Origin of the sequence: Neisseria sp. P0001.S007 (assembly GCF_051963655.1) — a bacterium.
In the GTDB taxonomy this organism is placed as follows: domain Bacteria; phylum Pseudomonadota; class Gammaproteobacteria; order Burkholderiales; family Neisseriaceae; genus Neisseria; species Neisseria subflava_A.
The window spans coordinates 160151-186621 of the sequence record NZ_JBQCUB010000002.1; the positions used below are offsets into that span (position 1 = coordinate 160151).

General features: G+C 50.3%; 20 protein-coding genes. 7 read left to right on the forward strand and 13 right to left on the reverse strand.

Translation table 11 applies throughout. The annotated features are described in order from the left end of the window. Nucleotides 1–13: 13 nt before the first annotated feature. From recJ to yjgA, 3 genes are all read right to left on the reverse strand, one after another. Nucleotides 14–1714: a single-stranded-DNA-specific exonuclease RecJ gene (gene recJ, locus ACTHRE_RS03175; RefSeq protein ID WP_377072205.1), complete on the reverse strand. Its 1701-nt coding sequence runs from the start codon at nucleotides 1712–1714 to the stop codon at nucleotides 14–16. A 103-nt stretch (nucleotides 1715–1817) separates the two neighbouring features. Further along, nucleotides 1818–2528: a hypothetical protein gene (locus ACTHRE_RS03180; RefSeq protein WP_377072203.1), complete on the reverse strand. Its 711-nt coding sequence runs from the start codon at nucleotides 2526–2528 to the stop codon at nucleotides 1818–1820. A 71-nt stretch (nucleotides 2529–2599) separates the two neighbouring features. Next, nucleotides 2600–3133 (reverse strand): ribosome biogenesis factor YjgA, encoded by a 534-nt coding sequence (yjgA, locus tag ACTHRE_RS03185; protein ID WP_377072201.1) that lies wholly within the window; start codon nucleotides 3131–3133, stop codon nucleotides 2600–2602. Nucleotides 3134–3257: 124 nt separating this feature from the next. Between yjgA and pmbA the strand changes: the two genes are divergently transcribed. The 3 genes from pmbA (at nucleotide 3258) to ACTHRE_RS03200 (ending at nucleotide 6509) form a co-directional block, all read left to right on the forward strand. Further along, nucleotides 3258–4589, forward strand: a complete 1332-nt coding sequence (gene pmbA / locus ACTHRE_RS03190; RefSeq protein WP_107810258.1) for a metalloprotease PmbA — start codon at nucleotides 3258–3260, stop codon at nucleotides 4587–4589. 87 nt (nucleotides 4590–4676) lie between these two features. Next, nucleotides 4677–5846, forward strand: a complete 1170-nt coding sequence (locus ACTHRE_RS03195; RefSeq protein ID WP_440344827.1) for a glycosyltransferase — start codon at nucleotides 4677–4679, stop codon at nucleotides 5844–5846. Between the two features lie 153 nt (nucleotides 5847–5999). Continuing rightward, nucleotides 6000–6509: a cold-shock protein gene (locus ACTHRE_RS03200; RefSeq protein WP_440344828.1), complete on the forward strand. Its 510-nt coding sequence runs from the start codon at nucleotides 6000–6002 to the stop codon at nucleotides 6507–6509. 93 nt (nucleotides 6510–6602) lie between these two features. Here the strand turns inward: ACTHRE_RS03200 and smc are convergent, their stop codons facing one another. Further along, nucleotides 6603–10088, reverse strand: a complete 3486-nt coding sequence (smc, locus tag ACTHRE_RS03205) for a chromosome segregation protein SMC (RefSeq protein ID WP_440344829.1) — start codon at nucleotides 10086–10088, stop codon at nucleotides 6603–6605. 362 nt (nucleotides 10089–10450) lie between these two features. Here smc and ACTHRE_RS03210 point away from each other — a divergent pair, with 362 nt between their 5' ends. Next, nucleotides 10451–10852, forward strand: coding sequence for a hypothetical protein (locus tag ACTHRE_RS03210; RefSeq protein ID WP_440344830.1), 402 nt, complete (start codon nucleotides 10451–10453; stop codon nucleotides 10850–10852). Between the two features lie 60 nt (nucleotides 10853–10912). Beyond that, nucleotides 10913–11890: a transferrin-binding protein-like solute binding protein gene (locus ACTHRE_RS03215; protein ID WP_440344831.1), complete on the forward strand. Its 978-nt coding sequence runs from the start codon at nucleotides 10913–10915 to the stop codon at nucleotides 11888–11890. 59 nt (nucleotides 11891–11949) lie between these two features. Here ACTHRE_RS03215 and ACTHRE_RS03220 read toward each other — a convergent pair whose 3' ends face one another. Next, on the reverse strand, nucleotides 11950–12744 hold the full coding sequence (locus tag ACTHRE_RS03220; RefSeq protein WP_070625884.1) for a thymidylate synthase: 795 nt from the start codon (nucleotides 12742–12744) through the stop codon (nucleotides 11950–11952). 415 nt (nucleotides 12745–13159) lie between these two features. On the opposite strand from ACTHRE_RS03220, the gene gdhA reads away from it, so the two are divergent. Next, entirely contained in the window at nucleotides 13160–14494 is a 1335-nt protein-coding gene (gene gdhA / locus ACTHRE_RS03225) for an NADP-specific glutamate dehydrogenase (protein WP_070645118.1), read from the forward strand. 68 nt (nucleotides 14495–14562) lie between these two features. On the opposite strand, the gene recG is transcribed toward gdhA, so the two are convergent. The 4 genes from recG to grxC all read right to left on the reverse strand — a co-directional run bounded on the left by recG (nucleotide 14563) and on the right by grxC (nucleotide 20870). After that, nucleotides 14563–16602 (reverse strand): ATP-dependent DNA helicase RecG, encoded by a 2040-nt coding sequence (recG, locus tag ACTHRE_RS03230; protein ID WP_440344851.1) that lies wholly within the window; start codon nucleotides 16600–16602, stop codon nucleotides 14563–14565. Nucleotides 16603–16851: 249 nt separating this feature from the next. Beyond that, on the reverse strand, nucleotides 16852–19896 hold the full coding sequence (locus tag ACTHRE_RS03235) for a TonB-dependent siderophore receptor (protein WP_440344852.1): 3045 nt from the start codon (nucleotides 19894–19896) through the stop codon (nucleotides 16852–16854). 260 nt (nucleotides 19897–20156) lie between these two features. Next, nucleotides 20157–20591 (reverse strand): protein-export chaperone SecB, encoded by a 435-nt coding sequence (gene secB, locus ACTHRE_RS03240; protein ID WP_003682271.1) that lies wholly within the window; start codon nucleotides 20589–20591, stop codon nucleotides 20157–20159. 21 nt (nucleotides 20592–20612) lie between these two features. Then, nucleotides 20613–20870, reverse strand: coding sequence for a glutaredoxin 3 (grxC, locus tag ACTHRE_RS03245; RefSeq protein WP_003684090.1), 258 nt, complete (start codon nucleotides 20868–20870; stop codon nucleotides 20613–20615). Between the two features lie 237 nt (nucleotides 20871–21107). Here grxC and ACTHRE_RS03250 point away from each other — a divergent pair, with 237 nt between their 5' ends. Beyond that, nucleotides 21108–22601: an Rne/Rng family ribonuclease gene (locus ACTHRE_RS03250; RefSeq protein WP_070607916.1), complete on the forward strand. Its 1494-nt coding sequence runs from the start codon at nucleotides 21108–21110 to the stop codon at nucleotides 22599–22601. 57 nt (nucleotides 22602–22658) lie between these two features. Here ACTHRE_RS03250 and ACTHRE_RS03255 read toward each other — a convergent pair whose 3' ends face one another. From ACTHRE_RS03255 to ACTHRE_RS03270, 4 genes are all read right to left on the reverse strand, one after another. Next, nucleotides 22659–23327, reverse strand: a complete 669-nt coding sequence (locus tag ACTHRE_RS03255) for a DUF3108 domain-containing protein (RefSeq protein WP_377072191.1) — start codon at nucleotides 23325–23327, stop codon at nucleotides 22659–22661. A gap of 29 nt (nucleotides 23328–23356) precedes the next feature. Beyond that, nucleotides 23357–23983, reverse strand: coding sequence for a phosphoribosylglycinamide formyltransferase (gene purN, locus ACTHRE_RS03260; protein WP_377072349.1), 627 nt, complete (start codon nucleotides 23981–23983; stop codon nucleotides 23357–23359). A gap of 97 nt (nucleotides 23984–24080) precedes the next feature. After that, the gene (locus ACTHRE_RS03265) at nucleotides 24081–24896 is read right to left on the reverse strand and encodes an FKBP-type peptidyl-prolyl cis-trans isomerase (RefSeq protein ID WP_070607922.1); all 816 of its coding nucleotides are present in this window, start codon (nucleotides 24894–24896) and stop codon (nucleotides 24081–24083) included. Between the two features lie 160 nt (nucleotides 24897–25056). Continuing rightward, nucleotides 25057–26322, reverse strand: a complete 1266-nt coding sequence (locus ACTHRE_RS03270) for a Glu/Leu/Phe/Val family dehydrogenase (RefSeq protein ID WP_377072189.1) — start codon at nucleotides 26320–26322, stop codon at nucleotides 25057–25059. Nucleotides 26323–26471 lie beyond the last annotated feature (149 nt).

Here is a 26471-nt window from a genome sequence, read left to right on the forward strand (position 1 = left end):
AGACGGCCTTTACTTACGCGGCTTCCCAGTAGTCGATATAAAGCTGCAATTCGAGATTGTTCCGCCATTCGTTGGCAACGGGGCGGTACACCGTACGGATGTATTCGGGAATGTCTTCGCTGCAACGCCAAAACATGGCTTCAAATTCGTAGCCGTCTTTTTGCAGCCAGACTTTTTTGTGTTTACCTTCCGCGCCCAAAGGTTGCTGGCGGACAACATGAAATTCATCGGTAAAACTCGGCGGCGCGAAGCCCTGTCCCCAAACATGTCGGGCAAGGTTCTGCGCCTGTTCCAGCGTAATATCGCGGGCAGGCAGGCTGCCGTCGGTGATGAAGGTTTGCGACAAATCGTCTTCGCACACCATCTCGCGCACTGCTTCTTCAAAGGCCGTCTGAAACGCGGGAATATTATGTTCAAGTATGCTCAAACCCGCCGCCATCGCGTGTCCGCCGAATTTCAAAATCAAATCGGGATGGCGTTTGGACACCAAATCCAAAGCATCGCGCAGGTGCAGATTGGGAATAGAGCGTCCCGAACCGCGCACTTCGCCGTTGTCGGCAGGCGCAAACACGATGGTCGGACGATAAAAGCGGTCTTTGAGGCGGCTGGCAACGATGCCGACCACGCCTTGATGAAAGTCGTCGCGATACGCCACCAACGTCGTCTGACCTGAAGGCAGGGTTTCAGGAAAAGCATTCAGCGCGTCTTGCAACATAGACTGCTCGATTTCGCGACGCTCAATATTGAGGTTGTTTAACTGCGCCGCCAGTTCCTGCGCTTCGACATCATCTCGCGCCAACAGACAGGCAATGCCGACCGACATATCATCCAGCCGTCCGGCGGCATTAATGCGCGGCCCCAACGCAAAGCCCATATCAAACGGCTGAGCCTTGCGCCAATCGCGCCGCGCCACTTCAAACAAGGCGCGGATACCGGGGCGCATTTTGCCCAAACGCATCCGTTTCAACCCTTGCGACACGAGGATACGGTTGTTGTGGTCTAGAGTGACGACGTCGGCGACGGTACCGAGTGCGACCAAATCCAAAAGGTCGCCCAGATTCGGCTCTTTCAGGCCGTCTGAAAAATAATTGCGGCGGCGCAATTCGGCACGCAAAGCCATCAATACATAAAAAATTACGCCCACGCCCGCCAAGCTTTTGCTTTGGAAACCGCAGCCTTTTTGGTTTGGATTGACGATGATGCAGTCGGGCACGGTCTCGGCAGGCAGATGGTGGTCGGTCACAATCACATCCAAACCTAACTCCTGCGCACGCGCCACGCCTGCAATGCTGGCGATACCGTTATCCACCGTTACCAATAAATCCACACCTTGCTCTGCCGCGATTTCAGCCAGCTCGGACGTTAAGCCGTAGCCGTGTTCAAAGCGGTTGGGCACAAGGAAATCCACTTTCGCCCCCATCGCTGCCAAACCGCTCATACCGACGGAACACGCCGTCGCACCGTCGGCATCGTAGTCGGCGACAATCAGGATTTTTTCCTGACGCTCAATCGCATCCGCCAAACGTCCGGCAGCGGCTTCGCAGTTTGTCAGCGTTTGATACGGCAAAAGCGCAGCAAGCTTGTCATCCAACTCGGCCGGACTTTGCACATCACGCGCAGCACACAGCCGCGCAATCAAAGGATCGGTACCGGCAGTGAGCAAGTCGTTAAAAACAGACGGATTAATGGAACGTGTTTGGATTTTGACAGACATGGTATGTGGGATTAAATAGAGAGAAAATTAATCTTTTTGAAGCGTTTATTTTAAGGAGGAGGCCGTCTGCAACCTGCAATCCGTTTTCAGACGGCCTTGGATATTATTTGCGTGAATCATCGACAATTTCACCGATCACGGCATATGAGCCTGCTATCACTGCGCCGACTGCGTCCAAAGCCAATGTAAATGGCGTTTTCAGGATATTCCCCGTCAACTTCCAAACATCGGTGCTTTTTTTGGTTTCCGTATAATAAATTCTGACCGGGACGGCAGTGTCAAAACGGCGGTCTTCGGCAACATTTTTCGGCGTCGCATAATAATGACCTTCGGTAGAAATACACCGTGTGTAGACAGTTTTACCATCGAGTTCAACCGGCTTGAACGCCAGCTGTTTCAACTTGGCAATCTCGGCAACTTTTTGAGTATCGTAACGCAGGCAGAAATTCGAGCGGAAAGTTTGCGCTTCAGGGGATTTCAATTCGACCGGCAAAGCCTCATACACCTGTTTTGGATTTTGCCGAACCATTTGAAACCGTTTGCTCAGCTTAGCATCCAAAACCGCCTTCAACTTGGCCGAATCTTTAGGATTAACGACAAACCAATATTTTCCACCCATCATGACCAAGCTGCCTGTTTCCAATTGCGTATTGTCTTTGGCAACCACGCCAAATGCTTGAATATTGTCTTTGGCAACGGTTTTTTCGGTTGTGGTTTGCTGGAACGGGCTATTTCTTTCCCAAAGATCGGTAGTACATCCATTGAGGGTCAGCGCACTAATCAGCAAGGCGGTTGCAGAGTGGCGAAATTTCATGGTCATCCTCCTTCGGTATTACGATACAGGCCGTCTGAAAACCGCAATCCGTTTTCAGACGGCCTTAAGGTTTATTCTTCCCAATCCTGCCCTTCTTCTGAAACGTCGGATTGACCTGTCTCCATCACTGCTTTAATTTCTTGGAACAGCGCGCGGAAGTTTTTCGGCGGTTTGTTTTGTTCCTGCTCTTTTTTAGTGTTGCGGATCAAGGTGCGCAATTTGCCGGCGTCGGCTTGCGGAAAATCGGCCATAAATTGGGTAATCGCGCCATCGTCTGCCAACAGTCGTGTACGCGCCTGCTCGACGCGTTGCAAAAAGGCATTGTGCGCCGTATTGTCGCCGCGCAGTTTGGCCAAATAGGCTTCGATGGGTGCAGGGTCGGTATCGCGCATCAGGCGGCCGATAAATTGGGCTTGGCGTTTGAGCGCGCTGTTGGACGTGATTTTTTTATAGGTGGCAATGGCCTCGAACAGCTCTTCGTCCAAGCCGATTTTTTTCAGCGTATCGCTGGAGAGCTTGGTCAATTCCATACCCAAAGCCTGCAAATCGTTCATCTGCTTTTTCATTTGGGTTTTGCTGACCCATTCGTCTTCTTGTTCAAACATTGTGTTTCCCTGATTTTCTGAATCTGCCTATTTTATCAGTTTTCAGACGGCCTTTCCGTGCGATTTTTGCAGAGGCCGTCTGAAACGGTTAAAATGCCGCAAAACCCTGTCAGGAAACCTTTTTATGCTGTTTAACCACACACCGGACGAGCTGTTGCGCTTGTGCGGACACACGCTGGATTTGGCCAAACAATCCGGCGCCACCGCGGCCGAAGCCGATTTCAGCGAGTCGCTCGGTCAAAGCGTCAGCGTGCGCTTGGGCGAAATCGAACAAATCGAGTTCCAACAAGACAAATCTTTAGACATTACGGTCTATGTCGGCCAACGCAAAGGCCGAGCCAGCACTGCCGACTTTTCCGAACGCGCCCTGCAAGATACGGTCAAAGCCGCCATCGATATTGCACGCTATACCGCCGAAGACGATTGCGCCGGCCTTGCCGACGCTGCCTTGATGGCAACCCATATCGGCGACCTCGACCGCTACCACGAATGGGATTTGAGTACCGAATCCGCCATTGATTTGGCCAAGCAATGCGAACAGGCCGCTCTGTCAACGGACAAACGCATTGAAAATTCCGAAGGCGCATCGGTTCATACCGGCCATTACCAATATGTTTACGGCAACACCCACGGCTTTGCCGCACACCAGCAAAGCACGCACCACAGCATTTCTTGCAGCGTGGTCGCCAGCGACGAACACGGCATGCAGCGCGACTATTGGTATGATTCTTCCTGCCGTCACGAAGACATGGACGCGCCCGAACTCATCGGCCAAACTGCAGCCGAACGGACTTTACGCCGTCTGAACAGCCGCAGCGTTCCGACCGGCAGCTATCCCGTACTGTTCGACACCACCGTCGCAGTCGGTTTAATCGGCCACCTTATCGGCGCACTCAGCGGCGGCGCGCTCTACCGCCAAAGCAGCTTCCTGATTGACAGTATCGGCAAACAGGTGCTTCCCGAATTTCTCAGCCTTCGCGAAGAACCGCATATCCTGCGCTCGTTCCGCAGCACTTATTTCGATGCCGAGGGCGTGTCCACGCAGCCGCGTTTTGTGGTGAAAGACGGTATCGTCGAAGGCTATTTCCTCAGCAGTTACAGCGCGAAAAAACTCGGTATGCAGACAACGGGCAACGCCGGCGGTGCGCACAATCTGTATCTGAACCACACCCACGCCACGCAGGCCGACCTGTTGAAAGAAATGGGAACAGGTTTGCTGGTTACCGAATTGATGGGACAAGGCGTCAACGGCATTACCGGCGACTACTCGCGCGGCGCGGCCGGTTTTTGGGTGGAAAACGGCGTCATTGCCTATCCGGTTCAGGAAATCACCATTGCCGGACGTTTGCAGGATATGTACCGCGACATCACCGGCGTGGCAGACGACGCATTACGCCGTTCATCCAATCAAATCGGCTCCATCTTGGTTTCTAAAATGACGGTTGCCGGCAACTGATTGAACTAAATATACAAAAGGCCGTCTGAAAGATATCTTTTCTTTTCAGACGGCCTCGCCGTTATCTACTTCCATAAAAAACACATCATGCATATTGTCGTTATCCCCTCTTGGTATCCTTCTTCCGAAACTGACGTGGACGGAATCTTTTTCCGCCTCCAAGCCCAAGCCCTGCAACGCGAAGGCATGAAAATCGGCATGGTCGTGCCCATGTTCCGCTACTTGAGAAGCCAGCCGAAAACCATCTTCTCGCGCTTCTACGGCCTGCGCCGCCATCAGCAAGGCGGACTCAACACTTACGCCTATGACAGCATGTATTTCTTCCCGCGCTGTCCGGTTGTCGACATCGACCGCATCCGCTGGGTCAACGCAGGCATGAAAGCTTTTGAAGCCTATATCGCCGACAACGGCAAACCCGACGTAATTCACGCCCACTGCGTCAACTACGCCGGCATTTTGGCCTGCGCCATCTTCAAAAAATACGGCATTCCCTATGTGATTACCGAACACAGCAGCGCCATTTCACGCGGCCTTGTCCGCAAAAACCAATGGCCGTCCATGCACGAAGCCGTGCGCCACAGCGCGGCACGGTTCGCCGTCAGCCGTGATTTCTGCCGCATTCTCGAAAAAACCTACGCCGGTACAGACTGGCAATACCTGCCCAATATGCTGGGCGGCAATTTTGAACAGGATTTCGAGTTCCCCGAAAAAAACAATCAAGACTTTACCTTCTGCAGCGTCTCCCATCTGCGCCACCTCAAAGGCCACGACCTGCTCCTGCCTGCTTTTGCCGAAGCACTCAAAACTTATCCACAGCTCAAACTCAAAATCGGCGGCGGCGGCGTAGAAGAAGGCCGTCTGAAACAGCTGGCAAGCGACTTGGGCATCAATCACGCCGTTACCTTTACCGGCGCATTAACCACCGACCAAACCCTAGACCTCATGCGCCACAGCAACGCATTCGTCCTCGCCAGCCGTACCGAGACCTTCGGCGTCGTCTATATCGAAGCACTGTCGCAAGGTTTGCCCGTTATCGCCACACGCTGCGGCGGCCCCGAATCCATCGTCACTTCCGACAACGGCCTACTGGTGCCAATCGAAAACATACCGGAACTGACCAAAGCATTGCTCACCCTCTACGAAAACCATGCACACTACGATCCCATCCATTTGCGCCAAGATTGCCTGCAACAATTCGGCAGCCGTGCCATTGCGCAACACCTGATCGACACCTTCCAAAAAGTGCTTAATAAGTAGGCATAAACCATACAGGCCGTCTGAAATCCTTCAGACGGCCTGCCTGCTTCCAACAAGATAAATCTAGTGTAAAATTAAGACAATAACTAAACTTTTTGATTTAAAATCAGTCCAAGGAAAAATTGTTACCTACAATAATATCCCACATATATTATGCGCTATTACGGAACGATTACTCGCTGGAACAGCAAGCGTGGCTTCGGCGCCGCTACCATAGAAGACACAGGCCAAGAAATCTTTCTTGCCCTTGCCGCCTTCACCGCCCTTACTCGCCTTCCGGCCGAAGGGCAACACATCTCCTTCAACATCACAGAAGGCCGACGCGGCCGCAAAGAAGCCGAAAACGTCTGCTTCGCCCTCGATTGCGCCGACTGCTTTGATGTCCTCGTCCCTCCCCCCGAAAAACCCCTTGCCGGCAAACAAGCCATCATCGGCCTGATCGCTGTTATCTTCGTCTGCAGCATTTTCGCCGCCTTATGGTACGGCCTCCACTTTTCCGACAACACTCCGGAAGAGCCGGCCGTCAAAAAACAAGAAACCATGGTTCACGAAGTAGCCGCCAAAATCGAAGCCGAACGCAAAGCATGGCGCGATGCCGTCAATGGCAGCAACCAGCGCTCGGGGCAGCCTCAACGAGCCAAAGATAATACGTCGAAACAATAACGCTTTATCCAATACAAAAAGGCCGTCTGAAAAAATGGGAAGATGAAATTATAGATTTCTTCCTCATTCTTTCAGACGGCCTTCATTCTTACCTCAATTCGGCTCAGCCATTTCCAACGCCTGTTTAATGTCTACGGCTACAACGCGCGATACGCCTTTTTCCTGCATGGTTACGCCAACGAGCTGCTCTGCCATTTCCATGGTCAGGCGGTTGTGGGAGATGTAGAGGAACTGGGTTTGTGCCGACATTTCTTTGACCAGGTTGCAGAAACGCGAGGTGTTGGCGTCGTCCAGCGGGGCGTCGACTTCGTCCAGAAGGCAGAAGGGGGCGGGGTTGAGGCTGAACAGGGCGAACACGAGGCTCATGGCGGTGAGGGCTTTTTCGCCGCCGGAGAGGAGATGGATGGTGCTGTTTTTCTTGCCGGGTGGGCGCGCCATGATGGACACGCCGGCGGTCAGGAGGTCGTCGCCTATCATTTTGAGGGTGGCTTCGCCGCCGCCGAACAGGGTCGGGAAGAAGGTTTGGACTTTGCCGTTGACGGCGTCGAAGGTTTCTTTGAAGCGCGCTTTGGTTTTGTCGTCGATTTGGGCGATGGCTTCTTCCAAAAGCGCGATGGCAGCCTGCACGTCTTCACTCTGGCTGCGGTAGTAGCCGTCGCGTTCGCGCGCTTCTTCGAGTTCTTGCAGGGCGGCGAGGTTGACGGCGCCGAGGGCTTCGATTTGTTGCGAGAGGCTGCCGATACTGCTGTTCAATACTTTCGGCGATTCTTTCGCCAACACTTCGAGCGCATCCAAATCGGCGGCGCGTTCGGTCAGGTTTTGATGGTAGCGTTTGGCGTTGATCAGGGCTTCCTGCTGCTGCAACAGGGCAGTTTGGGTGGCTGCCTGAAGCTGCGGCAGCTTGGTTTGCAGGGTTTGTACGCGGGTGTATTGCTCCCTGCCCTGCTCCTGAATCTGCGCGAGTTTTTCCTGCACGGCGATGTATTCTTCGTCCAGCGTGTGCACGGCTTCGGTCAGCTCGTCGAGCTTGATGTGCTGCTCGTCGTTTTGAAACTCGGTTTCATAGGCGAGGGCAAGCTCTTGCTGGCGTTCCTGCCAGTCTAGGGTTTGCTGTTCGAGTCGGGCGATTTGCTGCTGGTAGTTTTGTTTTTGCTGGTTGAGCTTGTGAACGGCAACTTCGGCCAATCCATACTGGCGGTTTGCTTCCAACAGGGCAAGCTGCGCCTGTTTCAGACGGCCTTGCTGCTCTTGGCGGCGGTGCGCGGCGGTTTGCTGTTGGTGTTCAAGTTCGGCGGCGGCTTCCTGTAAAGTAACAATGTCGTCTGCAAGGCCGTCTGAAGTATGTTGCAACACAGTCTGCTCTTCCGCCAACTGCGCCAGTTCGCGCTCGATGTGTTCGCGGCGGATTTGCCCTTGGTTGGTGCGCGCCAGAAGTTCGGCGGCGCGTTGCTGCGCTTGGCTGTATTGGCGCGTGTGCTGCTGTTGCTGCTGCATCAGGTTTTTATGTTGCACTTCAGACGAGCGCACGGCGGCTTCCGCCTGTTTGAACACGGCTTCGGCGGCGGAGAGTTCGGGGGCGAGGTTTTCCAGTTCGGACGCGATGCCGTCGAGGCGCGCTTTTTGGGCAATCAGGCTTTCCTGCGCGGGTTTGGCATAGAGCAGGACGCTGACTTTGTCGACCTGATGGCCTTCAGGCGTGAGCCAGATTTGGTGTGCGCCCAAATCGCTTTGATGCGCGAGGGCGTAGCTCAAATCGGGCGCGCACAATACGCCGTCGAGCCAGTGGTGCAACGCCGTCTGAAACGGCGGCTGCGCTTGGATTTGGTTCAGCAATGCCTGTACGGGCAGGGATTTTTTGATGCCGCCGGAGAGGTCGTCTGGAAGCCATGCCGCCTGCCCTTGTGGCAATGGCGTGGGCGGAACGAAGCCGTGCGGCACGCTACGGGCGTGCAGACGTTCAGCAAGGATGACGGACAAGGCGTGTTGCCACTCGGCGGGGGCGGTGATGTGTTGCCATAGCTGCGGCGCGGCGGCGTGGTCGGTTGCCTGCCAGAAGTCGGCGGCTTCCTGCTGTTGCGACAGGATTTGCGACAACGCCTGCTGCTGCGCCTGCAAGGTGATGTGTTGCTGCTTCAGGCTTTGGAAGCGGTTTGAGGTCGTCTGAAACGCCTCGCGTGCGGCGTGTAAGACTTCCTCGGCGGCAATGATTTGTTCTTCGTAATGCTCTTGCTGGCTTTGCAATAGGGCGGCGGCTTCCTGAGCGGCGGCGGTTTCGGCTTCGTCGGGCAGGTTCAGGGCTTGGTTTTCCTGTTTCAGACGACCCTTGCGCTCTTCGTGCTTGGCAATCGTTTGTTCGGCATGGGCAAGCTGCTGCTGCTTTAACGCCAGTTCGCGGCGGATGCGGTTTGCCTCGTCCTGCTGGGTTTGGAAGGCGGCGTTGAGCGTGGCTTGGGCTTCTTCCAATTCGGGCAGACGCTCTTCGTGTTCGGCAACCTGCATCGCCCATTCCGCCAATTCGGTTTGCTTTTCTTCGGCCTGCAACTCGTTTTCTTCAAGCTGCACGCGGATTTGCTGCTGCTCCTGATGGATGCGCTGCATCTGCGCCTGCGCCGCCTGCTTGTCGCGTTCGATGCGTTGGTGCAGGTTTTGCTGATGGCGGATTTGTTCTTCCAAACGGGCAATCTGCTCGCGCAACACGCCGCGTTTGTTGCTCAATTCATGCACCGCCTGCTGCTGCGACTGCTCGGCAGTCTGCAAGGCGTGTACTTCGTCGTTTAACGCCTGAACCTGCGCGGCGGTTTCGTCCTGCTGCGCCTGCAAAGACTGATGCTGCGCGGTTGCCTTGTCGGCGGCGGCAAGCGATTGCTGCCATTGGGCGTAATCGAGCAAATCTTGTTGTTGGTTCAACTGCGCGGTCAGGGATTTGTAGCGTTCGGCGGTTTCCGCCTGTTTCTCCAGCTTTTCCACCTGACGCGCCAACTCGTTCTGCAAATCGCCCAAACGCTGCAAATGCTCGCGCGTGTCTTTCAGACGACCTTCCGTCTCTTTGCGGCGTTCCTTATATTTGGACACGCCCGCCGCCTCCTCGATATAAGCGCGCAACTCCTCCGGCCGCGCTTCGATGATGCGTGAAATCATCCCCTGCTCGATAACGGCATAACCGCGTGCGCCCACGCCCGTGCCCAAGAATAAATCGGTAATGTCGCGGCGGCGCACGGTTTGATTGTTGATGAAATATGTCGATTCGCCCTGACGCGTCAGCTGCCGCTTGATGCTCACCTCGGCATACTGCCCCCACGCCCCCTGCAAACTGTGGTCGCTGTTGTCAAACACCAGCTCCACCGAAGCCCTCGGCGCAGGACGGCGCATTGCCGCACCGTTAAAAATCACGTCCTGCATACTCTCGCCGCGAAGCTGCTTCGCCGAAGCCTCGCCCAACACCCAGCGCACCGCGTCAATCACATTCGACTTGCCGCAGCCGTTCGGCCCGATAACCGCAACAAGCTGCCCCGGAACATGAATCGTGGTCGGGTCGGTAAAAGATTTGAAGCCGGAGAGTTTGATGTGGGTAAGACGCATGGCAATGTTTCGAATCGGAAAAGAAGGCGTATTTTAACGGAAATACGCTTATCCGTTGAGAGAAAAGCATCCATAAAGTCCGACTGCTTTTTTATCTTCAAAAGGCCGTCTGAAAAGTTTGTTAAAAAGAAACAGACTAGCTATAGAACTCACTAAAATATTTAAAATAAATCCATATAAAACAATTAACTAAAAAAATATCTACCTAATCACCTTCCCTTTGATTAATTTTTGTACAGAAATGCAAACAAACTGTTTATTTTTTTATGATTTATGGTTATTATCGGGCATTAAAGGTTTAAAAATCAGATAAACGATCTCTCCGACCTTTTCATCAAGCGAATAACTATACAGGGAATCTCATGTCAAACATCCAAACCAAACTTAAAACCATCGTTTTTACAGCCATCAGCGCGGCCATCTTGTCCGCATGCGGTGGTGGCGGAGGCGGCGGTTCATCTGCTTTAAGCACCGGCGCAACTCCTACCAATAATACCGGCAACTCTGCTGGCAACAATGGCAATCCTACCAACAATAACAGCAATGCCAACACTCCGAAAGCTCCGTCTACTACGCTTACTAACAGTGCCGACAACCTCGCCAAACTGACCGATGAAGCTCCAATCGATCCGGCCAATGTTAGCCAGCCTTTGCACACACATTTCATCTCCTCCAAAGGTGCACAGCAATCCAACCCTAACGTACAAATCCGCAAAGATGCCGCAGGCAAAATGTTCCAAACAGACAATCAAGACCGTAACTAAAATGGTCTGATCAGTTCTATTGACTTTAACAGCAATGATGAAGTCAAAATGGACGGCGTTGTGTTATTTAACAAGACCACTGATGGCAACGCAACCCAACCTACATGGACAAGCTACGCTTCTGTTATTGCCAAAGTATATTCAAAAGGCAATACTCAAACTGATGTCAGCGAACAAACGGGCAAAGAGAAAAATACCGAATTCGCATACGGCAAATCAACTTTGGATGAACGTATTGTTGAACTTCATAAAAAGTTAAAAGCTGAAGAAGAAAATCTAAAAAAAGAACAAAACTCAGAGTCTGGTCAAGTTGATCATGACAAAATAAAGGAAATTAAAGCTAAAATCGAAGAATTAGACTCTTTATACAAAAACAGCCTGCAACATCGCAATAATCTGGCAACCTTTAATAAAATTGACAGCGATAATTTAGCCTACTTCCGCACCGATAAAAACGGCTTAGTTTTTGATAAACAATTCGACGGTGTTTATGTCATCAATTTTGATGACGGCACCAAAATTGTGTTGCATGATCCTTCGGCGGCCGGCTGGACATATCAAACCTTCGCGCATTACACCGACCCTAAAGGGCATGTATACCAAGGCTACCAAAGCCTGGGCGATGAAACTGTCTTCACGACCCTGCCTGCTAAAGGTACAGCCACCTACAAAGGTATTTCCACTGCCTATGTGGTTACCGACAAGAACAATCGTCAGTTGACTTCCAATGTCATGGCTATCGTTGATTTCGGCCTCAAAGGTGTCCGTTTTGAAACATCAAACTCGCACTTCCACACTTTGGAAAATGGTAAGCGCGTATCCAAAGCAGATAAAAACTACGATTTCAAAGGTACGGCAAGCTGGAAAGACGGCAACCTCTTCTCCGGCAAAGTCAGCACGGCCGATGACAAGTTAAGCGGCAACCTGAACGGCAAATTCTACGGCCCCAATGCTGCAGAAATTGGCGGCACTTACGGCTTGAAAAACAAAGATGCGACCGAACACTTAATCGGTGGCTATGGCGCGAAACGTCAATAAACCTGCCTAAACAAAAGGCCGTCTGAAGTTTCAGACGGCCTTTTTATTTTCAACTTAGATTACACCGATACGGCTGCTTTGATATGCGGATGCGGATCGTAGCCTTCCAATTCAAAGTCTTCAAATTTAAATTCAAACAAGTCTTTGACTTCAGGGTTGATTTTCATGGTCGGCAGGTTTCGGAAATCGCGGCTTAATTGTAGCTGGGCCTGCTCGATATGGTTGCTGTACAAATGCGCATCGCCAAACGTATGGATAAACTCACCTGCTTCCAGTCCGCATACTTGGGCCATCATCATGGTCAACAATGCGTAGCTGGCGATATTGAACGGTACGCCAAGGAAAATATCGGCGCTGCGTTGGTAAAGCTGGCAAGACAATTTGCCGTTGGCAACGTAAAACTGAAACAGCGCGTGGCAAGGCGGCAAGGCCATTTCGTCGACCAAAGCCGGATTCCATGCCGATACAATCAGACGGCGCGAGTCGGGATTTTTCTTGATTTGTTCAACCACATTGGCAATTTGGTCGATATGGCGGCCGTCGGGTGCGGGCCAGCTGCGCCATTGGTAGCCGTAAACCGGGCCTAAATCGCCGTTTTCGTCCGCCCATTCGTCCCAAATGGAAACGTTGTTGTCTTTCAGGTATTTGATGTTGGTATCGCCTTTAAGAAACCAAAGCAGCTCATGAATAATCGAGCGAAGATGCAATTTTTTGGTAGTCAACAACGGAAAGCCTTCACTCAAATCAAAACGCATTTGGTAACCAAACACGGAACGCGTGCCGGTGCCGGTACGGTCGGATTTGTCGATACCATTGTCGAGAACATGGCGCATAAGGTCGTGATAGGCTTTCATGTGTTTCCTTAATGTATGTGTTGTGGGAATTTCGTGTGTATTGTACCGAATTTTCAGACGGCCTGCCTCTCTGTCTGCAATAGGCCAGCCTTCCCCATATTCGCGTAGTACACTCATTAACAATGTTTACAATTTAGTACTAATTTGCACAAATTTTTGAGCTTAATTAAATTTTTACAAAAAAAATTTTCAACATTTTCTAGTTTAATTACTAAGCATTTTATTTTTATTAAAATATATTTTATGAAATATTTTTAGATATTTTTAATTAAATTTAAAATATAATTCCATTTTTACAAATTGGTAAAAAAATAATGTCAACAATCTAGGTAAAATTTTTCTTGGCAAGTAAAATTTTTACAGCTATATTTCAAAACATAAATATTGAAATATCTCACTCAATAGGAGTAGAAAAATGACCGACCTGAACACTCTATTTACCAATCTCAAACAACGCAACCCCAACCAAGAACCCTTCCATCAAGCTGTTGAAGAAGTGTTCATGAGTTTGGATCCGTTTTTGGCAAAAAACCCGAAATACACCCAACAAAGCCTACTTGAGCGTATTGTTGAACCGGAGCGCGTGATTATGTTCCGCGTTACTTGGATGGACGACAAAGGCCAAGTCCAAGTCAACCGCGGCTACCGCATTCAAATGAGCTCCGCCATCGGCCCTTACAAAGGCGGCTTGCGCTTCCACCCTACCGTCGATTTGGGCGTGTTGAAATTCCTTGCTTTTGAACAAGTCTTCAAAAACGCGCTGACCACCCTGCCTATGGGCGGCGGCAAAGGCGGTTCCGACTTTGATCCTAAAGGCAAATCCGATGCCGAAGTAATGCGCTTCTGCCAAGCCTTTATGACCGAACTCTACCGTCACATCGGCGCCGACACCGACGTCCCTGCCGGCGATATCGGCGTAGGCGGCCGCGAAATCGGCTATCTGTTCGGCCAATACAAAAAAATCCGCAACGAATTTGCTTCCGTCCTGACCGGCAAAGGCCTCGAATGGGGCGGCAGCCTGATTCGCCCTGAAGCCACCGGCTACGGCTGCGTATATTTTGCCCAAGCCATGTTGGAAACCCGCAACGACAGCATCGAAGGCAAACGCGTGTTGATTTCCGGCTCCGGCAACGTAGCGCAATACGCTGCCGAAAAAGCCATCCAACTGGGTGCAAAAGTATTGACCGTTTCCGACTCCAACGGCTTTGTCCTCTTCCCTGACAGCGGTATGACCGAAGCGCAACTGGCCGCTTTGATCGAGCTGAAAGAAGTACGCCGCGAACGCGTGGCCACTTACGCCAAAGAACAAGGCCTGCAATACTTTGAAAACCAAAAACCGTGGAACATCGCGGCCGAAGTCGCCCTGCCTTGCGCCACCCAAAACGAATTGGACGCAGACGCTGCCAAAATCCTGCTGGCAAACGGTTGCTATGTGGTTGCCGAAGGTGCGAACATGCCGTCAACTTTGGGCGCAGTCGAACAATTTATCAAAGCCGGCATCCTCTACGCTCCGGGCAAAGCCTCCAACGCCGGTGGCGTAGCAACTTCAGGTTTGGAAATGAGTCAAAACGCCATCCGCCTGTCTTGGACACGCGAAGAAGTGGACAGCCGCCTGTTTGACATCATGCACAACATCCACGAATCCTGCCTGAAATACGGCAAAGTCGGCGACACAGTGAACTACGTCAATGGTGCGAACATTGCCGGTTTCGTCAAAGTTGCCGATGCCATGTTGGCGCAAGGTTTCTAAACCACTATCCAGCCAAATCAAAGGCCGTCTGAAATATTTCAGACGGCCTTTTTCTTTTAAAGCAAACCTTATACGCCCCAATAGCCTTCCCTGCTGGAAAGCCATCTTGCCAAATGCGCTTCGACGATTTCGGGGTTTTGTTCAATCAGCATCGGGGCGATTTCGCGCGCTTGTTCTAAAAGGTGTAAGTCTTCTTCAAGATTGGCAAAACGCAGCATGGGAACGCCGCTTTGACGCGCGCCGAGAAATTCGCCGGGGCCACGGATGTTGAGGTCTTGTCGGGCGATTTCAAAGCCGTCGGTGTGTTCGTAGATGACTTTCAACCGCGCTTTGGCGAGTTCGCTCAAGGGTTCAGCAAACAGGAGGACGCACACGCTTTCTGCCGCACCGCGCCCTACCCGTCCGCGTAATTGGTGCAGCTGCGCCAAGCCCATGCGCTCAGCGTGTTCAATGACCATCAGGGCGGCGTTGGGCACATCTACGCCGACTTCGATGACGGTAGTGGCGACCAAGACGTTCAGACGGCCTGCGGCAAATTCCGCCATGACTTCGGCTTTTTCGGCGGCTTTCATGCGCCCGTGTACCAAGCCGATGCTGAGTTCGGGCAAGGCTACCTGAAGCTGCTCTAGGGTTTCGGTGGCGGTTTGCAGTTGCAAGGTTTCGCTCTCTTCAATTAGCGGGCAGACCCAGTATGCCTGCTGCCCTTTGCGACAGATGTTGAGGACGAAGCCTTCGACTTCGGCGCGGCGGACGTTGTTGACGAGGCGGGTTTTAATCGGGGTGCGCCCGGGCGGGAGTTCGTCAATGACGGACACGTCCAAGTCGGCGAAAAAACTCATGGCGAGCGTGCGCGGGATAGGCGTGGCGGACATCATCAACTGGTGGACGTCGCGCCCTTTGTTTTTGAGGGCGAGGCGTTGGGCGACGCCGAAGCGGTGTTGTTCGTCCACAATCACCAAGCCTAAATTTTGAAACTCGACGTCGTCTGAAAACAGGGCGTGCGTGCCGACAGCAATTTTGACAGAGCCGTCAGCCAGTTTGGCTTTGGCTTCGTCTTTGGCTTTTTTGCGCTGGCTACCGGAAAGCCAAACGACTTCAAGCCCTAAAGGCTCAAGCCATTGTTTGAACTTGATGAAGTGCTGTTCGGCAAGGATTTCGGTCGGCGCCATTACAGCCACCTGCGCGCCGGATTCAATGGCGGTCAAAGCAGACAAAGCAGCCACAATGGTTTTGCCGCTGCCGACATCGCCTTGCAGCAGGCGGTGCATGGGGTGGGTTTGCGCCATATCGCGGCGGATTTCGGACACGACCCTTTCTTGCGCATCGGTCAGGGCAAACGGCAAAGCGTGGCGCAGGGCTTGGGTCAATGTGCCATCGCCGCCCAATGCCGCCGCCGTGCCGCTGACGCGCTTCTGCCGCGCCAGCCTCATGGAAAGCTGTTGTGCCAAAAGTTCGTCGAATTTGAGCCTTTGCCATGCAGGCAGCGTGCCGTCTGAAAGTTGATGAATGGTGAAACTCGGCGGCGGAGAATGCAAAAGGCGCAGACTTTCGGCGAGGTGTGGCAGTTTCAGACGGCCTAATAAAGCATCAGGCAAGGTGTCGTGCAACGGCGTAACGTCCAAGGCCGTCTGAATAATACGGCGCAGAGTAGGTTGGTTTAAACCATTTATGGTCGGATAAATCGGCGTGAGGCTTTCCGCCAAACCGCTGCTCTCTGCATCGCGGATTTTAGGGTGAATCATCTCGTCGCCATGAAACCCGTGCTTGATTTCGCCCACGGCGCGGATGCGCTTGCCGACCGCCATCTGTTTCTGGTTGCTGGCATAAAAGTGGATAAAGCGCAGAAAAAGGACGCTGCCGGAACCGTCGGCGATTTGGACAATCAGCTGCTTGCGCGGCTTAAATGTCACTTCCTGATGAATGACTTCGCCCTCAACCTGACACGGCACGCCGATTGGTGCATCCTTAATCGGCATGATGTGCGTCTCATCCTCATAACGCAACGGCAGGTGCAACACCAAATCCCATGCGGTATGGAGGTTGAGTTTCTCGAGCTTCTTAGCGGAAACATCGGTAATTTTGAGCTGTTTTTGGGTTTCGGGCGTCATCTTAAAAGGCAGCTGATTTAAAGTTTGCTGTATTTTATCCGAAAACAAAAAGGCCGTCTGAACGCAATGTTTCAGACGGCCTTCAAAGCTGAATACTTGAAACAAATGAATATTTGAAAATACGCCGGCTATCGAATCAACTTCAGCCATTGTTAGAAAACAGCTTTCAAAAAAGAAGGATGTTCAATCCATACTTTTATCAGGAATTTGGCCAATAATGTTCACATACCAAATAATGATCCATTCGCTCTAGAAATGCCAATCCAATTTCAATTTGACTGTCCGCGGTTCGCCATAGAAATTGTTTTGACCTCGCGTACGGTTGTAGTTGTTTTCAAAATACGTCCTGTCAGCCAGGTTCGTTCCGATCAGGCTGATTCTGCCGTGTTTGTGAAAGTCATATTGAACAAAGCCATCTATAAGTCCGTAGCCTCCTTGGCGAATATTGTAAAGGCTACTTGTGCGACTTTGCGCGGATATTCCACCACCCAAGGTCAACTTAGTTTGAGGCAAGCGGTAGCTTGTACCGAGGCGGAACATATGTACCGGCGTGAAGTTACTGAAGTTATATGGGTCGGCAGTCGTGTTTTTCTCCAACCGCTCCGCATTGACTTCTGCAGCATTTTTATACTTACTTTTGTTATATGTGTAGCCAACAAAAATACGCCAGTTTTCCGACAATTCGCCAGCCAATTCAAGTTCTGCACCGCTGCTCTTAACCTTACCCACAGGTTTGGCGATGGTTTGGAATGAACCTCCGTTACGACTAGTATCGGGAACAAATCCGAAATCGACAACGGTTCGGTTTTTCTGCTGTAAAACAAATAAGGCAAGCGAAGCATTCAGACGGCCTTGCAAGAACGACCCTTTCCAACCTATTTCATAGTTAGTCCCGATGAGTGGTGGAAGAACGGATTTGCTGGTTACATCAACGTTATCCTGTTGTTTAAAAATCTTAGTATAGCTGGCATACAAGCTTTGTTGCGGTGTCAGGTCGTAGGTAATGCCTGCATATGGCGTGAACCTATGACTTTGCATTTTTGAGGTGTAGTGTTCTTTGTCGATTTTGTTACTGCTCTCAGTTTGAAATGCCGTAGCAGGCTGGCCATAGCGTACAGGCATTTCTTTGGCTTGTGTGGTTTCATAGCGCGTATAGTGCATACCGCCCAAGAGATGCAGACGGTTGGTTGCATTAAAGCGGGTACTGACAGTCAAAGAATGTGTTTTATTCGTGTTAAGGTATTTCGAATAATTGTATAACGCCGGAACATGATCATCTGCAACCTGAACAGTTTTCCACAGCGGCGTTTTCAGATATTGGTTTGCCCATTTCAAATTTCCCTCTTCATCCCGCTCCTGTATTTTGTTTCCATTTGCATCCAATTCGTAAACAGGATCTTGCACCATTACGCGCTCACCATTGTCGTTGACTGTCCAGACAGGCTTACCCTCTGCATCCAAACGAGGAGTATATTTGGTCACATGCGCGCCACTGCATTCCGGCACATAGATCTTGTTATTACCTTTTTCGTTATAAATATGCCAATCTGGTTCGACAATACCTTTTTCTAAAGGATTACGCTCCGGACCATCGGGATGAATGCCGCAACTGCCTGCACCTGCATAACCTTGAGGACGGACAAAATAACGGTTTTGATATATTTCCGTATAAGCAGAACGAATTTTTTCATTGTTATACGCATAACCGACAAAGAAATCATGTTCACGCCCAAGCAGGCGGTAATTACCTGTCAGATCCAGCTTAAAGCCCCATTGCACATCGTGTTTGGTATAGTGCAACGGCATGAAGTTGTAACGGCGGTTGTATGTGTGGCGAAGATTGTATGCTGAGTCGTATAGACGGTTGGGAAACAGGCCTTCTGCATTGTTAATAATTCCTTGCTTTGCAAGCTCCTTATCAATAAACTCTTTTTTATCTACTTCTACACCCGGATCCTGCCAGTCGTTGCATAGGAAATCCAAACCAATGTCCTGCATACATTGATCGAAACCTGCCCGACGTGCTGCCGCCCTTTGGGAGCGATATTGTTCAAAAGCAGATGAATCGAAATGATGGGCAACATAATCTGCTTTTTTCTCTTCATATGTTTTCGTGACGCCATCACGATATTCTTTTAATTTTGCCAACGCCTTGTCTTTAGGCTCAAAAGGAATAACCTCTCCCTTTTCGGTTAAGAAACCCGTTGCCTCAGATGCTGAAATACCTGCCGCGTGTTCGTTTTTCAGAAAAAATTGTCCGACTTTGGCATCTGAATCGTTACGCGTATAAGAAATTTCGGCATTAAGTTGCCATCCATTGTCAAAGACATGTTTGAAACCGGAAAAAATATTGTATTTATCAGCATTCAGGCGTGACCATGAGGTTTCACCCAAATAAGTTTTACGTGGCAATTTCAAAGGATTGTTACAGGCAGGACTGGAGCTGAAGGCCGCAGTTTTTTGATCCTCACAAGGTAAAATCACGCCGGCAAAATCGGGAATATCTTTATTCTTCTGATAAGTACCACCCAAAGTCAGCATACTGTTATCACTCAAATCAGTATCGATCACGCCATAAACCATGTCTTTCTTGTTCCATACACCCTCTTTAAAAGAGCGGTGGTCCTCATGAACACCAACCAGCCTACCGCGTACCGTATGTTCATTATTCAAGCTTCCAGATACATCCAAAGCCAAACGCTTGCTGCCCCTATGGTCAGTACTGATTTCACCTGTATGCTTAAACAGAGCTGTTGGCCGCTTACGGATTAAATTAATGGTTCCACCCGGTTCGGAATTAGACTGAGTAAGACCGGTTGCACCTCTGACAACCTCAATGTGATCATAAACAGCCAGGTCTGTACTGGGTGAGACATCGATTTTTGCCGTATAGCCCGAACGTCCAGACACATTAGTAGTAATACCGTCTTCACCAATCTGATCAACATAGAAACCACGAGACAAAAAACGAGTTTGTAGGCCCGAATCACGAACCACGTTGATTCCCGTAGTGTTTTTCATTGCATCTTCTAAAGAATATATTGCTTTATCATCTAGCTGCCGACGCGTCATTACGCTCACCGACTGCGGCGTATCCTTGCCTGAAATACGCAACCCAGTCGCCGTTGCCATCGTTCCGATTGTATAAGACTGACTGCGCTCGGTATTCCTTTGTGCCTGCCGTTTGCCACTGACCTTGACCGTATCCATATCTACATGTTCCACTTCTTGATGTCCCGTATCTGCAAAAACAGTTTGGCAAGGCAGCACCAATAACAAACAAATTGTTTTCATTTGAAAATCAGGTTTCACAACTATTTCCTTAATTAATAGAATCTACTTACTGGATAAAATTCTAATTCATTGATTTTAAATGGTATACAAACCTATAAAATTAAAAATATTATCGTAATGATAAGCGATATCATTATATACTTATTACATTAATATATGAACTTTTTTTATTATAGATTTTTCTTATATCCTAATTTTCAAATAAAAAAAGGCCGTCTGAACACAATGTTTCAGACGGCCTTAATTTAGGTATAACGCGATTAAGCGTTAGCTCCCTGTTGCTCTTGGTAGATTGCTTCGAAGTTGATCGGAGCAAGCAGTACAGGTGGGAAGCCGGCGCGGGTTACGCTGTTGGAAATGGCTTCGCGTGCATAAGGGAACAGGATGTTCGGACAAGCAACGCCCAACAGCAGTTGTACGTCTTCTTCAGGAATGTTTTCCAGACGGAAGATGCCGCTTTGGGTAACTTCGTTCAAGAACATGGTGCGCTCTTCGTTCAGTTTGGCAGTCACGGTCACGGTAACGTCAACGCTGTAGAAACCGTCTTCCAGTTTGGTGTTGCCGGTAGAAACGCGCATATCCACTTCAGGCTCGCCTTGTTCCAAGAAGATTTGTGGTGCGTGAGGCACTTCCAAAGACAAGTCTTTTACATACAGACGCTCAACGCTGAATACGGGTTGCAATTCTTCGCTCATTTTATTTTCCTAAGTTAAGGGTTAAGGATTCAGTAATTCGTCCAACTTGCCTTCCTGCTGCAAGCGGTACAAATCGGTAAAGCCACCGACATGGGTGTCGCCGATAAAAATCTGCGGCACGCTGCGCTGGCCGGAAAGCTGCTGCATTTCGGCAAAAACTTCCGGATTGCCATCGATGCGGATTTCGTTGATTTCTTTCACACCCACCGCCTGCAACAGCCTTTTCGCCATGGTGCAGTACGGGCAATATGGACCGGTATAAACAGTAACGGTTTGCATGATTTCTTCCAAAATACCAATGTTCATGACTATATGGGCATAGGTGCTATTTTACAAGTGTTCCCGCCGTACGGTTGTAAAAAACATTCGGACGGCCTCTTGGCCATAAACATTTGTGCAGATGCGGAAAAACCATAATTAAAGTATGATAAGCGCTTTCGCAGAATGACTTTTGCCATTTGTTTTTTGGAGAAGAACACATCGCAAAAATTTTTCTATTCAAAATCAGGTATCCCCATGCTTTCAGGAATCCCCATCCCCAAGGACGCCGTGCGTCCGCCCGAAACTGTCCTCGTCAACATCACGCCGCAAGAAACGCGTGTGGCCGTTTTGGAAGAGAACAATATCTGCGAGCTGCACATCGAGCGCAACAGCGGCCATAGCTTGGTCGGCAATATTTATTTAGGCGTCGTCAAACGCGTCCTTCCCGGCATGCAAAGCGCGTTCATCGATATCGGCTTGGAGCGCGCCGCGTTTTTGCATATCGTCGACGTCCTCGAACAACGCCGCAATCCGGATGAAACCCAACGCATCGAACATATGCTCTTTGAAGGCCAGTCTGTCTTGGTTCAGGTCATCAAAGACCCCATCAATACCAAAGGCGCGCGCCTGTCCACCCAAATCTCACTGGCCGGCCGTTTCCTCGTCCATCTTCCGCAAGAAGACCATATCGGCATTTCTCAACGCATTGAAGACGATGCCGAACGCAGCAGTTTGAGGGAGCGCCTCAACAACCTGCTGCCCGAAAACGCCTGCCACGGCTACATCATTCGCACCAACGCTGAAAACGCCTCCGATGACCAACTGCAATCAGACATCAACTACCTGACTAAAGTGTGGGAACACATTCAAAAACAGGCAAAAATCCAGCCGCCCGAAACCCTGCTCTATCAAGATTTGCCTTTGAGCCTGCGCGTTTTGCGCGATATGTTCAGCCTCGATACACATAAAATCCTGGTTGACTCCACGGAAAACCACCGCCGCATGACCCAGTTTGCCGAACAATACGTTCAAGGCGCGTTGGGCAGGATCGAGCTGTTCAAAGGTGAACGCCCCCTATTTGAAACCCACAACATCGAGCAGGAAATCGCCCGCGCCCTGCAACCGCGCGTCAACCTCAACTTCGGCAGCTACCTCATCATCGAGTCCACCGAAGCCATGACCACCATCGATGTCAACACCGGCGGCTTTGTCGGCGCACGCAATTTTGATGAAACCATCTTCCGCACCAACCTCGAAGCCTGCCACACCATCGCCCGCGAACTTCGCCTGCGCAATCTCGGCGGCATCATCATCATCGACTTCATCGATATGGCGCAGGAAATCCACCGCGAAGCCGTCCTGCAAGAGCTTGCCAAAGCCCTGAGTTTCGACCGCACCCGCGTCACCCTCAACGGCTTTACCAGTCTGGGCCTTGTCGAACTGACCCGCAAACGTTCGCGTGAAAACTTAAGCCAAATCCTCTGCGAACCCTGCCCTTCCTGCCAAGGCCGAGGCCGTCTGAAAACGCCGCAAACCGTGTGCTACGAAATCCAACGCGAAATCGTCCGCGAAGCGCGCCGCTACGATGTCCAAGCCTTCCGCATTTTGGCCGCTCCGAATGTCATCGACTTGTTCCTAGACGAAGAATCACAATCGCTGGCGATGTTGATAGACTTTATCGGCAAGCCGATTTCTCTGGCAGTCGAAACCGCCTACACGCAGGAACAATACGATATTGTGTTGCTGTAAAGATAAAAGGCCGTCTGAAAACTTTTCAGACGGCCTTCTTGTTTGAGTAAATAAAGATTACGGTTTCACTACTTTACCGTTGATTTTGACGGAAGTCAGTTTCAGGTTGTAGGTTTTGCCGTCATCGGTATAGCTGATTTGCGCAGGGATATTGTCGATATCGGAAGCAAAAGAGTAAGTAACGGTATCGTCGCCGCGGCGGACGCGATATTTGCTCACAGGCGTTGTACCGCCGTTCAGTTTATAGCTTTCGCTGCCGATTTTGTTCATGCTGCCGACGGTGTACAGTTTTTTACCGTTGGTAATTTTCAAACCTGACGGCAGGCGCACGTCATTGGCGGCCAGTTGCCATGCCAAAGTAAACAAGTCCATGGCTGGGCCGGATTTTTCGGTTTTCAAATCACCTGCTTTGCCGTAAGTGATGTTGCCGCCGGAGAATTTGGCCTCGGCATACAATTTACCGCCGCGTACATCTTTGTAGTAAGACGGATTCAAGGTCGTGCCGTTGATGCTGCCGCCAGATTCAAAGCGGATATTGTAAAGCGGTACTTTGATGGTAGAGACGATTTTGTATTGGTTGCCGCTGCGTGTAAAGGTCATGGTCGCAGGAATACCGTAGCTGCCTGAGTATTGCAAAACGGCAGATTGCGGCAATTCAGCGGCTTGTGCGCCGATGGAGACAGTGAGCAGGGAAAGTGTCAGCAGGGTTGTTTTAATCGGATTCATGATGTTTTCCTTGTGTGTATCGTGTTTTATTAAGCCAACAGGCTTTGACCGGCGGCATTGCGTTGTGCATTCAAAACGCGGTTGCCTTCGATTTTCAGACGACCTACAACGAAATCAGCAACGGCTTGCGGAAACAGCTGGTGTTCAACCGTCAGCACGCGTGCAGCAACGTCGGCGGCGGTATCGCCGTCCAAAATCGGCACAATGCCTTGTGAAATAATCGGGCCGCAATCCAGCTCGGGGGTCACGAAATGGATGGTGCAGCCAGCTACTCGGCAACCTGCTTCCAATGCGCGTTCGTGGGTATGCAAACCGGTGAAAGAAGGCAGGATGGACGGATGGATGTTGATCAGGCGGTTTTCATAATGCGCGCAGAATTCGGGGGTCAAAATGCGCATGAAGCCCGCCAATACAACCAAATCCGGCTGATAGGCATCGATTTTTTCCATCATGGCCTGATCAAATGCCAAACGCGAGTCGAAGTTTTTATGGTTCAAACTGTCGGTGGCAATACCGCGCTCTGCCGCCCATGCCAATCCGGCTGCGGTCTCGCTGTTACTCAATACGGCTGCAATGTTGGCATCGGAAATATTGGCATTCACAATCGCCTGCATATTGCTGCCACGTCCGGAAATAAGGATGACGATATTTTTCATCATAATTCCTTGTTTGTTTGGAACAAAGGCCGTCTGAAACGGAATTTTTTCAGACGGCCTTTTATCCGTTGTTTAAGGGCGTAAGCCTTGATTCGGATTATTGAACTTTTTGTACGTCAACTTGTACTGGTTGTTGTGCGGCAGCATCAGGCGCGCCGACTTTAACCAGTTTCACGTCGAATACCAAAGTAGCGTTCGGGCCGATTTTATCGCCGGCGCCAACTTCGCGGTAAGCCAGTTTGGCCGGGATGTAGAATGTTGCTTCGCCGCCTTCTTTCAAGAGTTGGATACCTTCAGTCCAACCTGGAATCACTTGGCTTACAGGGAAGCTTACTGGGCCACCGTTGGCTTTGCTGCTGTCAAATACGGTACCATCAATCAGACGGCCTTCATATTCAACGGTAACCATATCGTCTTTAGTCGGTTTTTTACCTTCGCCTTCTTTGGTAATTTTGTATTGCAGACCGGAAGCGCTAGTTTTCACGCCTTCTTTAGTCGCGTTTTCTTTCAAGAACGCTTCGCCTTTTTCCAAGTTTACTTTGGCATCTTCAGCACGTTTGGCAGTAGCTTTTTCTTGTTGCTCTTGCAGGAATTTCATCATCACTTCCTGAGCTTGGGCTTCAGTCATTTTGACTTCTTTGCCTTCAAACATGGCTTCCATGGCTTCGGTGAAGACTTTCAAATCGATTTCTGTGCCTTGGTCTTTCATTTGTTTCAATGAACGGCCGATGTCCACACCCATTGCGTAGCTGGCTTGTTGGGCAGTAGAACCGATGGCAGAAGCATCTGCAGTCGCATTTGAAGCTGCGGAAGCAGCAGGAGCGTCTTTAGCGGCAGTGTCTTTTTGGTTGCAAGCAGTCAGTGCTAACAAAGCAGACAAAGCCAATGCGCTGAATTTGAAAGTTTTGTTCATGATTATGTCTTTTCCGGAAAGGTCAAAAAAGGGGATTATAGCTGAGTTTGATTGAAATGGAATCAAGGTGGATTAAAATTTGTAAAGGCTCTTATCAAAAACATCAAGGCCGTCTGAAAACAGGTTTCAGACGGCCTACTCTTAGCTATTGGTCAAACGATTAATACCAGCCGCGCAGTTTCATTGCCTTTTCAACACGACGGATACTCATCATGTAAGAAGCGGTACGCAGGTCGACATCGTATTCTTGAGCCAAGTTCCAAATATCGCGGAACGCACGGCGCAGGACAACGGTTTCTTTCTCTTGAACTTCGTCAAACTCCCAGTAGTAGCCTTGCAGGTTTTGTACCCATTCAAAATAGGATACCACCACGCCACCGCAGTTTGCCAAAATATCAGGAACAACCAATACGCCATTTTGACGCAGGATAATGTCTGCTTCAGGAGTAGTCGGACCGTTTGCACCTTCAACCACGATTTTCGCACGGACTTTACCGGCGTTTTCAGAAGTCAGTTGGTTTTCCAGCGCGCAAGGGGCGAGTACGTCCACTTCCAAAGCCAAAAGTTCGGCATTGCTGATTTCTTTGCCGTAGCCGGCTTCGTTGGTGATGAAACCTTTGGTTTGGAATTCTTTGATGATTGCTTCCATATCTAAGCCGTTTTCGTTGTAAATGGCAACGTCAACAGTAGATACGGCAACGATTTTCGCACCGGCTTTGTGTGCATAGTAACCGGTGTGGTAGCCCACATTACCGAAACCTTGAATGGCGTAAGTGGCACCCTTCACGTCTTTGCCCAGTTTTTCCAAAGCTTGGACGGCGGCGAAGTTTACGCCGTAACCAGTGGCCTCAGTACGCGCCAAGGAACCGCCAAACTCAACCGGTTTGCCGGTAAATACGCCCGGTGCGGAATGTTTCACCACGTTTTCATAGGCATCAACCATCCAAGACATGATTTTGCCGTTGGTGTTCACATCGGGGGCGGGAATATCGATTTTCTCGCCGATCAACGGAGAAATAGCTTCGGAATAAGCGCGGGCTATGCGTTCCAACTCCGCTTCAGAATAATTGCGCGGATCCAAAGTAATACCGCCTTTACCACCGCCGTAAGGAATGCCGGCCACGCAGCATTTGATGGTCATCCAGATAGACAGGGCTTTAACCTCGTCCATATTCACATGAGGATGGAAACGCACGCCGCCTTTGTAAGGGCCGACGGCATTATTGTGTTGTGAACGGTAGCCGGTGAAGTTTTCTACTGTACCGTTGTCGAGTTTGACAGGGAAGTTTACTTCCAAAACACGTTGTGGCTTTTTCAAGATTTCAAATACTGCCGGGTCGGCATTCAGGCGATCGCAGGCAATTTTTACTTGTTTTTGTGCAATTTCAAACGGATTCAGCGTTTCTTTTACAGCAGATGCGGACATGTATTTTTCCTTTTCATACATATGATTAGACGAGAGCCATACACGTTACTATATACAAAAACGGACAAAAATGTAATAGCGTGTAGTCGATAAAAAGCAAATCTATTCATTTATATATAAATTTAGTTTGAGGCCGTCTGAAAATATCG